The organism is Lutispora sp. (genome assembly GCF_041687175.1).
Taxonomy (GTDB): Bacteria; Bacillota; Clostridia; order Lutisporales; family Lutisporaceae; genus Lutispora.
Window position 1 is genome coordinate 1 of record NZ_JAWLCK010000074.1, and the last position, 14,591, is coordinate 14,591.

The window sequence follows — 14,591 nt, forward strand, 5'->3', positions numbered from 1 at the left end:
AAAATGTGAGTAGAAAAATTTTTATAAGGAGCAAAAAAATGAAAAACTCATATATTGCTGTTATTGGTGGAGCAAATATTGATATACAAGGTTTTCCTCATGACAAATTGGTATTTCATGATTCCAATCCAGGACAGATTAAAGTTTCCTTAGGAGGTGTAGGAAGAAATATTGCAGAAAACCTGGTGAAGCTTGGGGTTAATACAAAGCTGATAAGTGTTGTTGGGACGGATCCTTATGGATTGAAAATTCTTGAAGAAGCTAAGGTCATTGGGCTTGATATGGAGGATTCTATTGTGCTGAAAGATGAAGCAACATCAATATACCTCTCTATGTTGGATGAATCTGGGGATATGGTTGCCGCTATATCTTATATGGATATTTATGAAAAATTGACAGTGGATTTCATAAAGCAAAAAAAGAAGGTTATAGAGAATTCTAAACTATGTATAATTGATACTAATATTCCAAGAGAGGCAATGGAATATATCTTAATGAACAATAATAACATTGACTTTTTTCTTGATACGGTATCAACTGCTAAGGCAAGAAAGGTAAAGGACTTAATTGGATATTTCCATACTATTAAGCCCAACAAGATTGAAGCAGAACTTTTAACAGGTATAGCGATAAATAATGAAGATGACTTGAAGATAGCTTCTGAGTACTTCTTGCAGAAAGGAGTCAAAAGAGTATTTATCAGTCTGGGTGATAATGGGGTATTTTATAATGATGGTCATAACATTAATCACATAAGACCACCTAGAGTGAAAGTTGTAAATGCTACTGGGGCAGGAGATGCCTTCATGGCGGCTCTTGCATACGGTCACTTTTATGAATTAGGAATAGAGGAGATGGCAAAAATGGCTATAGCTGCTTCATTGATTGCTATTTCCCATGAGAACACAATTAACCCTTATATGTCTATAGAAAGCATTAAATCAAAGATGAAGGAGATTGAATTATGTTAGAAAGATATCTAGATATAAAACCCGATGTTTCAGAAGCACTAAAGAAAGGCAAACCTGTTGTTGCATTAGAATCCACTATTATATCTCATGGAATGCCTTATCCAAAAAATGTTGAAACTGCACTTAATGTTGAAAAAATTGTTAGAGAAAATGGTGCCGTACCTGCTACAATAGCAATTCTTGAAGGTAGGCTTAAGGTAGGATTGTCTGAGAATGAAATTGAATATTTAGGTAAAGCACGCGATGTTGTGAAAACTTCACGAAGAGATATTCCATTTATAGTGTCCAAGAAATTGGATGGGGCCACTACTGTAGCTTCTACTATGATCATCGCTGCCTTGGCAGGCATTAAGGTTTTTGCAACCGGCGGAATAGGAGGAGTACATAGAGGAGCCCAGGAAACCTTTGATATATCAGCAGATTTACAGGAATTAGCTCAAACAAATGTGGCCGTTGTTTGTGCAGGTGCCAAATCAATACTGGACATTGGATTGACCCTTGAATATTTAGAGACTAATGGAGTGCCGGTAGTAGGCTATGGTACAGATGAATTTCCTGCTTTTTATACAAGGAAGAGCGGTCATAAAGTGGACTATAGAGTTGACAGGGCTGAGGAACTTGCAGCAACTCTTAAAGCTAAATGGGATTTAGGGCTTAATGGTGGTGTTGTTGTGGCAAACCCTATACCCGAGGAATATGAAATGAATTATGATGTAATAACAAAAGCCATAAATGACGCAGTTATTGAAGCAGAAGCAAAAGGCATAAGGGGAAAGGAGACCACTCCATTTCTTTTGGCTAGAGTAAAGGAACTAACAGGAGGAGACAGTTTGGAATCGAATATTGCATTAGTGTATAATAATGCAAAGATTGCTGCTCAATTGTCTGTAGAGCTAGTAAAGCTATATAAATAATAAGGTGAGAGAGGTAAGCTTATGGCTAAGGTATATGAATTTGATGCCGAGATTAAAAAGGTTCCTGATATAGATGGAGCATATGTTGAGATACCCTTTGATGTCAAAGCTGAATTTGGGAAAGGTCGTGTTCCTGTAACAACTACCTTTGATGGGGTATCTTACGAAGGTAGTGTTGTCAAAATGGGTACTCCTTGCCATATTATAGGAATTAGGAAAGATATTAGAGCTAAAATCGGAAAGCAGCCAGGTGATATAGTAAGAGTAACGATAACTGAAAGATGATATATTAAAAGGCTTGGGGTTAAAACCCAAAGCCTTTTGTTTTCCTCATATAATGTCCCCAGCATTCTGTGACTATCTTTCTTGCAGCAAATAATGCTATTGATGAAGGATCTAAAGATGGTGCAACCTCAACTATATCCATGCCTATTATGGGAAGCTTAAAAAACTCATAAAGCATTGTCAGCAGTTCTCTGGAGGTAAGACCTCCAAATTGAGGGGTTCCTGTACCTGGTGCATAAGCCGGATCAAGACAATCAATATCAACAGTTATATAAATATGGTCAAATTCTGACATTTTGCTCAGTATTCTTGAGCACGTTTCCTTTATACCTAATTCGCTGATTTCCATTGCTGAGAGCAGATTTAGATCTTTGTCCTTTATAAATTTGTGTTCTTGAAGCTCAATAGACCTTAGTCCAACAAAATATATGGAATCCAATCCATTTGTATGGCTAAGTTCTGTAGCTCTTCGTTGGGTACAACCGTGAGAGTATATATCTCCCCCCATTTCATCACAAAGATCAAAATGGGAATCCAGATGAATTATGCCTAGAGTCCCATCAATATGTTTATCTATACATTGAAGGACAGGTATCGTGGTTGAGTGATCTCCGCCTATCATTGTAAAAAGCTTATTTGAATTGATGCATTTTCTAATGCTTTCTTCTATTTTTTCTGCTATTTCTGGAATGCTGTCACCATGAAAATTGCCTAAATCCAATATTTTCATTTCTTCAAAACTTTCAAATCTTTCTGTAGTAGGATCAATGGTATATGTAATCTTTCTTAACTCATCAGGGGCTTTTGAAGCTCCTGCCCTGAAGCTTACCCCTCTATCGTATGGAATACCGAATATAATTGCATCAGCTTCTTCGATTGTTATATCTGGCTTGTTCAATCCTGCCCAAATATTTGGGTCTTTATAAAGTATATCCATGAAAACTCTCCTTTCATTCTTTGCTACTAGATTTATGTTAGCAAATAAGATTATTGTTAACAAGCAAATTACATGAATCCTCAAAGAAGAATAAATACTATTAAAGTGAATATTATGAAGTTATTAAGATGATGCACAAAAATAATAATATGTGATAAAATACAATTATATTATTAGGAAGATTTTATTACTGAGAAAAGGAGTTGAAAAGCAGGGCTAGATTATTGAAGCAATAGAACCTGCGTGAAATATGAAAATAGGATTAGTAGGATTACCTTCTGTAGGTAAAACAAGTTTGTTTAATCTTTTAACAGGTGCAGATGAGGAGGTTGCAGGCTTTTCCACAGGTAAAGTTGAGGCAAATTTGGGAATAGCAAAGATACCTGACGAAAGAATTGACTTTTTGAGTAAAATGTATGAGCCTAAAAAAACCACATATGCAACAATTGAAGTGGTAGATGTTCCTGGTTTAGTCAGCGGATCCAGCACTGGAAAAGGAGTAGGTAATCAATTTCTTGATAATGTTAGAAAAACAGATGCACTAATACATATTGTAAGGGCTTTTGAATCTGATGATGTTATTCATGTAGAGGGCAGCATTGATCCCATGAGAGATATAGAGACAATAAATATGGAACTGCTCTTTGCTGATTTGGGAGTAATAGACAACAGAATAGAGAGAATACAAACATCAAAAAAGGTTACAAAGGAAAACTTGGCAGAATTAGAAGTGTTGAAAAAATGCAAAGAAGGTTTAGAAAATGGCCTTCTTATACACAGTTTAAATCTTAACGATGAAGAGAAAGACCATTTGAAAACATTTAGCTTCCTATCTGAAAAGCCAATGATTTTGGTGGTTAACTTGGACGAGGATCAGTTTAGAGCTAAAGATTATTCATCCAAAGAGTCACTCTTGGAGTATTCTAAGAACACCAATACTCCCTTCATAGAATTATGCATAAAGTCTGAGTTGGAGATAGCCAAATTAGATCCGGAAGACAGGGAAATGTTCTTGGAGGATCTTGGCATAGAGGAATCTGGAATAGATAAGCTATCTAGGACTGCCTACGACTATCTTGGATTGATTTCCTTTCTTACTGCCGGCCATGATGAAGTCAAAGCTTGGACCATCCATAAGGGAACCACTGCAAAAAAGGCTGCTGGAAAAATTCATTCAGATATTGAAAAGGGCTTCATAAGAGCAGAAGTATGCAAATTTAGACATCTTAAGGAGTTTGGTTCAATGCAGAAAGTGAAGGAAAAAGGTTTGGTAACATTAGAGGGAAAAGAATACGAGGTAGAAGATGGAGATATAATCAATTTCCGATTTAATGTATAAAAAGAGAGGGTACAAATGAAGGTAAGTAGTTTCTTGAAGTTGGTTGAAATTCAGACAAAAGTGGCTAGTGTTATTCCATTTCTTATAGGAACATTTTATACCATTTATTATTACAATACCTTTAATGTAAACAATTTTATTTTGATGCTAGTGTCCTTATTATGTATAGATATGGCAACAACAGCGATTAATAACTATCAAGACTATAGGAAAGCAATTAAGAAATATGGATATGGTTATGAAAGCCACAATGCCATTGTCAGGGATAAATTAAGTGAAAGAAGTGTTTGTACCACAATATTTGCTCTCCTTGCTTTGGCTACAGTATTTGGTTTATTACTATTTTTGAACTCAAATGTCATTGTCCTGCTCATAGGTGCGCTATCTTTTCTAATAGGTATAACATATTCCTATGGACCTGTGCCTATATCCCGAACACCCTTTGGTGAAGTGTTCTCTGGCTTTACCATGGGCTTTTTCATCACTTTTTTAGCTATATATATACATGTGTTTGAAAAGGAACTGATTATGTTAGCCCTGAAAGGGAGCATGCTAAGCATACAACTGAATTTGCAGGAGTTTGTTTATATTGTTTTGCTTACTGTACCAGCCATTATTGGAATATCTGATATTATGCTGGCAAATAATATTTGCGATATTGAGGATGATATAGAGAATAATAGATACACTTTACCAATATACATAGGTAAGGATAGAGCATTGAAAGTCTTTAAGATATCTTATTACCTAGCTTATCTGATGCTTGTGATATTGATAATACTTAAAGCCATACCCTATATTTGTGCCTTAACCTTAATAACATATTTACCTGTCAGTAAAAATATTAAAACCTTTTATGAAGTTCAAAGCAAAAAGGATACTTTCGTACTGGCAGTAAAGAATTTTGTTATGATAAATGGAGTCTTAGCATCAACTTTGCTGGTGGGAACAATAATAAAAGTTATTAATTGACAATAATTATATATAAATGTATAATGTGAATTAATGGGAAACATATATAACGATTATAAGAAAGGTGGGTTAAATATGAGAGATAAGGTTGCTTTTTATCGATGCAGTTTATGCGGGAATATGGTTGAACTCATAAAAGAAGGTGGCGGCGAACTGGTATGCTGTGGTAAGCCAATGAACAAGCTTGAGGCAAATACTACTGATGCTGCAACTGAAAAGCATGTGCCTGTAGCTACAAGAGAAAACGGAAAAATTGTTGCTCAGGTGGGTTCGGTTCCTCACCCAATGATACCAGAGCATTACATTGAATGGATCGCTGTAGTATCTGATGAAGGAGTAGAGCGAATTCATCTTAATCCGGGAGAAGAACCAAAGGCAATATTCTGCAACAAAGAAAATGTTGATGTGTACGAATACTGTAATCTTCATGGATTATGGAAATCAAGCATCTAAGCAGTATATATAAAATATAGTTCATCTAAAACGTTTCATTCGTCAATATAGCACTAGAGATTAGATTAAGAAGAATATTTCATTACCAAGAAGTACATATGTCTATTAATATAATAAAGAATGACAAAAAATCCAAGAAGGCTTCCTTGTTGATTAAATGCTCCTATAGAGGGAGCATTTTTGTTTTAATAAAGTAAATTTGCTGTTATAAAGGATTTTTCTATCGAAGGTAGAATTATGAGTAGTGTAATTACATTTATAATGAGGTAGCAGTATGAAAAAAATATTTAAGAATGATAGATACAAAGCCATATTATTTCTTGTGCTAGCTTCTATTCTATGGAGTACAGGAGGAATACTGATTAAGGCTGTAGATTGGAATCCAATAGCTATTGCCGGTTCGAGAAGCTTAATATCTTCAATTGTGGTATTATTATATTTGAGAAAGCCAAGATTCACTTGGTCTAAAGCTCAATTGGGAGGGGCTTTATCTTACACTGCTACAGTAATATTGTTTGTGGCTGCCAATAAGCTCACTACAGCTGCAAATGCAATACTTCTGCAATTTACAGCTCCCATTTTTGTTGCAATTCTAGGAGCATGGTTATTAAAAGAAAAGATTAAATGGTATGATTATATTGCTATATTGACGGTATTTGGTGGTATGCTTTTATTCTTTATAGATGATGTAGGTGGAGGCAGCATGCTAGGAAATATACTGGCTGTAGTAAGTGGATTCTTTTTAGCCTGTGTCACTATATCTCTTAGGTACCAAAAGGATGGTTCCCCTGTTGAGACTACATTAATAGGAAACTGGCTAACATTTATTGTAGCTATACCATTTATTGCCGGCGGATTGCCTGACATAAAAAGTATTATAGCAATAATATTGTTGGGAGTATTTCAGCTTGGAATTGCTTATATACTGTATGCATTAGCATCAAAACATTTATCAGCTATAGAAGCAATTCTTCTAACCGTTATAGAACCTTTATTGAACCCGCTGTGGGTATTCTTGTTTGCTGGAGAGAAACCAAGTATTTATGCTGTATTGGGTGGAATATTGGTTATAGTATCTGTCACTATAAGGAGCATTATTGTATCGAAGGAATCAGCATTGGAGAATGGAGTAAAAGAATCGGAGGTTAACTAGGTGAATTCTGATTTAAAGAGTGAACTTGATCTGATAAAGCTCAACAGGAGTTTTTATAGCAAAAATGCAGTTAGATTATCTAAAGATCTGCTCGGTAAGTATTTAGTACATTCAATTGATGGTAAAGAGCTTGTTGGAAAAATAGTAGAAGTTGAGGCTTATATGGGTATAGGCGATAAAGCAGCCCATAGCTATAAAGGCAGAAGAACAGCCAGGACAGAAGTTATGTATGGAGAAGAAGGCCATGCCTATATATACTTAATATATGGCATGTATCATTGTCTCAATGTAGTGGCTGCAAAGGAAGGAATAGCTCAAGCCGTTTTAGTAAGAGCTTTGGAACCAATCAAAGGTGTAGATATTATGGCAGATAACAGGTATGGAAAAGCTTTGGGAGAACTTAAGAAAGGTCAAATAACCAATATAACCAATGGACCTGGAAAGTTATGCAGAGCTTTTAATATAACAAAAGTATATAATGGAGAAGACTTGACAGGAAACAGGCTTTTTATATGTGAAAATCGAAATAGCAAGGAAGAATTTGATATTGTAGAAACAAAGAGAATAGGAATTGATTATGCCGAGGAGGCGAAGTTTTTTCCCTGGAGATTTTATATAAAAGATAATCCTTATATAAGTGTAAAAGAAAAATAAAGCATAGTATTGGGGGTTATAAGATGAAAAAGCCAAAGGTGGCAATTATATTTACAGGGGGAACCATATCCATGTCAGTAGATCCAAGGATTGGAGCTGCCATACCATCTCTATCAAGTGATGAAATAATGTCACTTGTTACTAATATTGATAAATTTGCAGAAGTAGAGTCCTTGGAATTCGGTAAACTTCCCGGACCTCACATGGATCCATTGAAAATGATGGAGCTGAGAACTTTAGTCTTAAAAACAGTACAGAGAGAGGACATATGTGGTGTTATTATCACTCATGGTACAGATACATTAGAAGAAACTGCCTACTTATTAGATTTGTCAATCAGCTGTGAAAAACCTATTGTGGTTGTTGGTGCAATGAGAAACAGCTCCGAGTTAGGTTATGATGGTCCCAGCAACTTGGCAGCAGCAGTTTGTACAGTCATATCACCGCATTCAAAGAATAAAGGTGTTTTAGTCGTAATGAATAATACAGTGAATGCAGCCGGAGAGGTAACAAAGACTAATACTCTGAGTTTGGATACATTTAAATCTTTGGAATTTGGAGCTTTAGGTGTGATTGACAACGATAGAGTAATATACCATAGAAATGTTGTAAATAGACAGCATATTCCTACAAATAAAATTGAAACTCATGTAGATTTAATCAAATGTGCCGCAGGTATGGACTCTAAATTCATAAAGTATTCAGTGGATACTGGGGCAAAGGGTATTGTGATTGAAGCACTGGGCAGAGGAAATGTACCGCCTAAAATGCTTGAAGGCGTTAAATATGCCACAGATAAAGGAGTTTTTGTAGTTATAGTATCAAGATGCCCAACAGGCAGAGTACTGGATACCTATGGCTATGAAGGAGGAGGCAGGCAGCTCAGAGAAATGGGCGCAATATTTGGAGGCGACTTGCCGGGACAGAAAGCCAGGATAAAACTGATGCTAGCTCTTTCGTTAACTCAGGATATGGATGAGTTACGACAAATTATGGAACATGGGCAGTATTATGAAAATGAAATATAGTTGTTGTAGATGAGTAGGATAAGCATATGTGCATTTGCATATATGCTTATTTTATTCATCTACAGTATATAAAAGCTATAAGACCCCAAAGAAATTGCTTATGAATGTCACAAATTAGTTTAATATTTATTGTAAATTTACAGCACTAAAGTATATAATAGTATGTAAATTTGTTTTGAAAGGGGTCATAATTTGAAACAGGACAAAGTAGATTTACACATCCATACTTCAGCTTCCGATGGAACCTGGACAGCTGAAGAGGTTGTTGAAAAAATCATAAGAAGCGATATAAAAATATTTTCAATAACAGATCATAACTCCGTGGAAAATGTTGAGAAAGTAAAGATTCTAGCCGAAGAAGCAGGATTAACCTTTATACCCGGAGTTGAGATTGATACCACTTATGATGGAGGCAATTATCACATACTTGGATACGGTATAGATATTTATAATGAGGAGTTGCTGAAGCTTATATCAGCCAATACAGAAATAATGGAGATGAAGGATGAAGAAAGCATAGAATTTCTTGAGAGAAAAGGCTTAAATGTGAGCCTGGCAGATTATAAGAATTATGAAAATGATAATACAAGAGGTGGATGGAAGGCATTAAACTACCTCATTGATAAAAAAATATGCAGAAACACAAAAGAATTCTTTCCACTATTCGATGGTTGGGGAAATCCTTTTAACAAGACTGAGTTTCCTAGTCCAAAGGAAGTTATTGAAGTCATAAAAAAAGCTGGGGGTATAGCTATATTAGCCCATCCTGGTGCACCATTCTACCGTCTTGATTATGATGTAATAGTGCCTGCTATGGTGAAAGAAGGCGTTATGGGTATTGAATGTTATCATCTGGAGAATAATTCCCAAGTAACCCAATTCTGTTTAGATTTTTGTAAAAAAAATAACCTTTATATAACTGGAGGGTCAGATTGTCATGGTACATTCTTTGCTCACAGATGCCTTGGAAAGCCCAGCATAACCTATGAAAATATTGTCCTTGACCTATGAGCCACAATAACAGCACTATAAAGGGGGTGAACAAGTGGCAGCAATAAACCATCCTGATTATAAGAGAGAGAAGGAAAGACTTGAATTCACTCTCAAATATGTATATAAAAACCTTGAAGCTTTTATAAGTCGTAAAGGTAGAATAGATGAAGCCGTAGCAAAGGGGAAGAAGCATTTTAATTCAGAAAGCAGCCAGCAGTATATTGATCTTATGATAAATACAATGCTCCAAAACAGAGCAGAAGTAAAGCTGAGAAATCTGACACAGGCAAAGAGCAAGCCCTATTTTGCCTGTGTTGAATTTAAAGAGGTGGATAGAAGTAATAAGGAAAAGTATTATATAGGGAAAATGGCATTAATTGATGAAGATACAAAGGAGTTGATAATAACGGATTGGAGAGCCCCCATAGCAAATCTGTATTATGAGTCAAGGCTGGGTGAAGCCCAGTACTCATGTCCTGAGGGAATAATCAAGGGAGATTTGCTTTTAAAAAGGCAGTTTATAATTAATGAGGGTCGTTTAGATGATATATTGGATATTGATATAACAACCAACGATGAAATACTCCAAGCATCTTTAGGCTCCAATGCGGATAACCGATTAAAAGATATAGTCACCACAATTCAGGCTGAACAGAACAGGATAATCAGAGCTGATATGTGGACCCCACTGATAGTGCAGGGAGCTGCAGGAAGCGGCAAAACAACAATTGCCCTTCATAGAATAGCATATCTTATTTATAACCATGAAAAAGCCTTTAAACCTGAGAATTTCATGATAATAGCTCCAAATCGCCTATTCTTAAATTATATTTCAGAAGTTCTCCCGGAGCTTGGAGTTGAGAGAGCATTGCAAACTACCTTTGAAGAATTTGCGTTGAAGCTAATCGGTCTCAAGTTAAAGGTGGTTGACGGCTATGAAAAGATAAATACCTTTGTCAATGAAAGTAAGGAATGCCACCATATAGAGAGAAACAGGCTTATGATGAGCGAATCCAGGCTTAAATGCTCAATGCTTTTCAAAGAATTGATTGATGATTATATAGCAAAGGTAGAGGATGCTTATATACCTTGCGAGGATTTTAAGCTTAACGAGGTTACCATATATAGATATGAAGAACTGAATGAACTCTTCTTAAAGGAATACAATAAGCTTCCCATTGTAAAAAGACTTGACGAGCTTAAGAAGCATATGAACAATCGACTCAAAGCAAGGAAGGAAGCAATAATAGAAGAAATAGAGGAATCATGCATAAAGCACATAAGCAGAATAAAGAGCAACATGGAAGATACAGAGGAAAGACATAATCTTATTATCAGCATAATCGACAATAAGAATGAGTTGGTAGGCAGGATAGAAGCCCACTCAAAAAAAGCTGTAAATGAGTATATAAAAAGAATATCCAAATTAAATCCCTATGAGTATTATAAAGATTTCCTTCAGAATTATTTAGAAAGCCTTGATTTATCTGAGAAGGGAATATCCAGCCAATTGATTGAATTTATGATCCATAGATCCTTTGAGATTTTTAAGAAGGGTTATGTTGAGATTGAGGATTTGGCTCCAATAATATATATGAAGTATAAAATTCACGGAATAGATGAGAAAATTCCAGTTCGACATATAGTCATTGATGAGGCCCAGGACTTTAGCCCATTTCAGATTCTGGTTATAAGAAAGATTATTAAGGATTCTTCCTTTACTATCCTTGGAGATTTGGCTCAGGGAATACATTCATATAGAGGAACGGGAGACTGGGAGGAAATAATAGAGAAGGTATTTGAGGGAAAGCGTTGCGATTTTCTTATACTGGAGCAAAGCTACAGAACGACTATAGAGATTATGAATGCAGCCAATGCAGTACTGAATAATATGAAGACAAAGAGTTTTCCCATGGCTAAACCTGTAATAAGACATGGTAACCCAGTGGTTATCAGCGAGAAGGATAATCTCAGAGATATATGCAATCAAATTCAAAAACACATGGAAGAATTAAAAGGTGGCGATTATAAGTCTATAGCTATAATATGCAAGACCTTGGATGAATGCAGGGAGGTTTATTCTTATTTCAAAGGTTCTAAGTACAAACCAAAATTAATCACAGGCAATGAAAAGGAGTATGACAGCAAAATAGTAATTTTGCCTTCTTATCTATCCAAAGGCTTGGAATTTGATGTGGTTTTTATAGCTGATTGCAGTAAGGCTAATTATGGAGAGAACGAAATGGACATAAAACTATTATATGTAGCTATGACAAGACCCCTTCATAGGCTTTATATATACTATGCAGGCCAAATGTCACCTCTTTTGAAACAGTGTAAAACCCAAGCAAATATACTATAATAATATTGTAATAAAAGGAGGGATGTAGATGAAAGAAATTGTATTTGCCGGCGGTTGTTTCTGGGGAGTGGAAGAATATATGTCAAGGATAAAAGGAGTGGTAGAAACTAAGGTGGGCTATGCTAACGGCACTACAGAAAATCCTACATATGAGGAAGTAAAAACCGGAACCACAGTCCATGCAGAATCATGTTATGTAAAATATGATGAGAATATGATATCATTGGAAGACCTGCTGAAAAGATTCTGGAGGGTCATTGATCCTACAGTTTTGAATCGTCAGGGACCCGATGAAGGAACTCAGTATAGGACGGGCATATACTATATTCATGAGGAAGATCTGCCAATTATTGAAGCCAGCGCAGAAGAGGAGCAAAAGAAATACGATGAACCAATAGTTACAGAAATTGAGCCCTTAAAATGCTTTTATGATGCAGAGGAGTATCATCAGAAATATTTGAAGAAAAATCCAGGAGGCTATTGTCATATAAAGCTATAAGTAGAAAATAAAGGTTGGGTTATGACCCAACCTTAAAAATTACCAATTCTTAGCTTGTACTTCGAAATGTGCCTTAGGATGAGAGCATACAGGACACATTTCTGGTGCCTTTTCACCTACATGGATATGACCGCAGTTGCGGCATTTCCAATATACTTTGCCGTCTTTAACAAATACTTTACCATCTTCAACATTTTTAAGCAAAGCTTTATATCTTTCTTCGTGTTCCTTTTCAATATCAGCTACTTTTTCAAAAAGAGTAGCTATGGTTGTAAAGCCTTCTGCCTTTGCTTCTTCAGCGAATGTCTTGTACATTTCTGTCCACTCGTAATTTTCGCCTTCAGCAGCATGCTTTAAGTTTTCTGCTGTATTGCCTATTCCGTTAAGAAGCTTAAACCATATCTTTGCATGTTCCTTTTCGTTATCAGCTGTTTCTTGAAAAATAGCAGAAATCTGCTCATATCCTTCTTTTTTAGCGGTAGAAGCAAAGTATGTATACTTGTTTCTAGCCATGGATTCACCTGCAAATGCTTCCCATAGATTTTTTTCAGTTTTTGTTCCTTTAATATCCATAAAACCACCTCACAAAATAGTATTCATCATAATTATATATGAAAGTCAAAAATATATCAATGTAATTAATAATTATTATTATATAAATAATAACAGCCGGTAATACCGGCTGTTTATGGAATTATCCTAATATCTTTTTTAAATCTTCTTCAGGAGTTGTTATTGGTGTAATGTTAAATTTGTCTACCAATACATTAAGTACATTTTGTGAGAAGAAGGCAGGTACTGAAGGTCCGATGTATATATTTTTTATACCTAATGCTAATAATGTAAGCAATATGCATACAGCTTTCTGTTCATACCAAGACAGTACTAAAGTTAATGGAAGTTCATTTACATCGCATTCAAAGGCCTTTGATAGTGCTACTGCAACTTTTATTGCAGAATAAGCATCGTTACATTGTCCCATATCCATTATTCTTGGTAATCCGCCTATTTCACCAATATTAAGGTCATTGAAGCGGAATTTGCCGCAAGCCAATGTCAATATAACAGTATCCTTTGGTGATTTTTGCACAAATTCAGTATAGTAATTTCTTCCTGGTTTAGCCCCATCACAACCACCAACTAAGAAGAAGTGTCTTATGGCCCCAGATTTTACAGCATCTATAACCTTATCAGCCACACCTAGTACAGTGCCATGTCCAAAGCCTGTCATAAGCTCAGTGCCGCCGTTTATACCTGTAAGAACTTTATCTTCTGGCCATCCGCCAAGTTCTAATGCTTTTTCAATAACTGGAGTGAAATCCTTCTTGCCGTCTACATCATCTATATGAACAAGTCCTGGGTAGGAAACTACTTCAGTAGTAAATACTCTGTCTATATAGGATGGTTTAGGTGGCATCAGGCAGTTTGTAGTGAAGAGGAAGGCAGCGGGTACATCTGCAAATTCCTTCTGCTGATTCTGCCATGCTGTTCCAAAATTGCCCTTCAAATGAGGGAATTTTTTCAATTCAGGATAACCGTGGGCAGGAAGCATTTCTCCATGAGTATATATGTTGATTCCTTTACCTTCTGTCTGCTCTAATAACTGCTTAAGATCACACAAATCATGACCAGAAACAACAATGAATGGTCCTTTTTCAATTATTGTTGTTACCTTTGTCGGTACAGGAGTTCCATAGGCAGATGTGTTTGCCTCATCTAAAAGCTCCATGCATTTAAGATTTATCATTCCGAATTCCATAAGGAGATCTAGCCATTCTTCAACACTATGATTTTCACCGAAGGCATGCATTCCTTTAAAGAACCAATTATTTACTTCATTATTACTTTTGCCGGATACTCGGGCATGATAAGCATATGCAGCCATACCTTTAAGTCCAAGCAATAAAGTGGAACGTAGCGATATAACATCAGAATCACCAGACCAAAGCTCATTTATTGAGAAGTTCTCTGCGCCACCTAGTTTGTTTTTCTCTTCTTCCACTTCATTGATTAATTTTTCAATTGTTTGTG

The 14,591-nt window shown here is 35.8% G+C and carries 15 protein-coding genes; 12 read left to right on the forward strand and 3 right to left on the reverse strand.

The genetic code is table 11. The annotated features are described in order from the left end of the window. Nucleotides 1–38: 38 nt before the first annotated feature. The 3 genes from ACESM9_RS10595 to ACESM9_RS10605 are packed head-to-tail and all read left to right on the forward strand — an operon-like array spanning nt 39 to nt 2,170. Entirely contained in the window at nt 39–971 is a 933-nt protein-coding gene (locus tag ACESM9_RS10595; protein WP_372998062.1) for a carbohydrate kinase family protein, read from the forward strand. After that, on the forward strand, nt 965–1,885 hold the full coding sequence (locus tag ACESM9_RS10600; RefSeq protein ID WP_372998064.1) for a pseudouridine-5'-phosphate glycosidase: 921 nt from the start codon (nt 965–967) through the stop codon (nt 1,883–1,885). Before ACESM9_RS10595 ends, ACESM9_RS10600 begins: the two co-directional genes overlap by 7 nt. A 21-nt stretch (nt 1,886–1,906) precedes the next feature. Then, a complete protein-coding gene (locus tag ACESM9_RS10605; RefSeq protein WP_372998066.1) occupies nt 1,907–2,170 on the forward strand; it encodes a DUF1905 domain-containing protein in 264 nt (87 codons plus the stop codon). 19 nt (nt 2,171–2,189) lie between these two features. Here the strand turns inward: ACESM9_RS10605 and speB are convergent, their stop codons facing one another. Continuing rightward, nucleotides 2,190–3,107, reverse strand: a complete 918-nt coding sequence (speB, locus tag ACESM9_RS10610; protein ID WP_372998068.1) for an agmatinase — start codon at nt 3,105–3,107, stop codon at nt 2,190–2,192. 250 nt (nt 3,108–3,357) lie between these two features. Between speB and ychF the strand changes: the two genes are divergently transcribed. The 9 genes from ychF (at nt 3,358) to msrA (ending at nt 12,560) form a co-directional block, all read left to right on the forward strand. Then, a complete protein-coding gene (gene ychF, locus ACESM9_RS10615) occupies nt 3,358–4,446 on the forward strand; it encodes a redox-regulated ATPase YchF (protein ID WP_372998070.1) in 1,089 nt (362 codons plus the stop codon). A 15-nt stretch (nt 4,447–4,461) separates the two neighbouring features. Further along, complete coding sequence (menA, locus tag ACESM9_RS10620) at nt 4,462–5,418, forward strand: 1,4-dihydroxy-2-naphthoate polyprenyltransferase (RefSeq protein ID WP_372998072.1); 957 nt, start codon at nt 4,462–4,464, stop codon at nt 5,416–5,418. 75 nt (nt 5,419–5,493) lie between these two features. Beyond that, on the forward strand, nt 5,494–5,871 hold the full coding sequence (locus ACESM9_RS10625; protein WP_372998074.1) for a desulfoferrodoxin: 378 nt from the start codon (nt 5,494–5,496) through the stop codon (nt 5,869–5,871). A 274-nt stretch (nt 5,872–6,145) separates the two neighbouring features. Next, nucleotides 6,146–7,024, forward strand: coding sequence for a DMT family transporter (locus ACESM9_RS10630; protein ID WP_372998076.1), 879 nt, complete (start codon nt 6,146–6,148; stop codon nt 7,022–7,024). A gap of 33 nt (nt 7,025–7,057) precedes the next feature. Then, complete coding sequence (locus ACESM9_RS10635; protein ID WP_372998093.1) at nt 7,058–7,678, forward strand: DNA-3-methyladenine glycosylase; 621 nt, start codon at nt 7,058–7,060, stop codon at nt 7,676–7,678. A 23-nt stretch (nt 7,679–7,701) separates the two neighbouring features. Beyond that, a complete protein-coding gene (locus ACESM9_RS10640; RefSeq protein WP_372998078.1) occupies nt 7,702–8,706 on the forward strand; it encodes an asparaginase in 1,005 nt (334 codons plus the stop codon). Between the two features lie 192 nt (nt 8,707–8,898). Next, on the forward strand, nt 8,899–9,717 hold the full coding sequence (locus ACESM9_RS10645; protein ID WP_372998080.1) for a PHP domain-containing protein: 819 nt from the start codon (nt 8,899–8,901) through the stop codon (nt 9,715–9,717). A 34-nt stretch (nt 9,718–9,751) separates the two neighbouring features. Further along, nucleotides 9,752–12,061: an RNA polymerase recycling motor HelD gene (gene helD, locus ACESM9_RS10650; RefSeq protein WP_372998082.1), complete on the forward strand. Its 2,310-nt coding sequence runs from the start codon at nt 9,752–9,754 to the stop codon at nt 12,059–12,061. A gap of 28 nt (nt 12,062–12,089) precedes the next feature. Beyond that, the gene (msrA, locus tag ACESM9_RS10655; RefSeq protein WP_372998084.1) at nt 12,090–12,560 is read left to right on the forward strand and encodes a peptide-methionine (S)-S-oxide reductase MsrA; all 471 of its coding nucleotides are present in this window, start codon (nt 12,090–12,092) and stop codon (nt 12,558–12,560) included. 39 nt (nt 12,561–12,599) lie between these two features. Here msrA and rbr read toward each other — a convergent pair whose 3' ends face one another. Then, on the reverse strand, nt 12,600–13,133 hold the full coding sequence (rbr, locus tag ACESM9_RS10660) for a rubrerythrin (RefSeq protein ID WP_372998087.1): 534 nt from the start codon (nt 13,131–13,133) through the stop codon (nt 12,600–12,602). Nucleotides 13,134–13,254: 121 nt separating this feature from the next. Beyond that, nucleotides 13,255–14,591 (reverse strand): hydroxylamine reductase (gene hcp, locus ACESM9_RS10665; protein ID WP_372998090.1); only part of this gene is annotated, 1,337 nt, incomplete at its 5' end.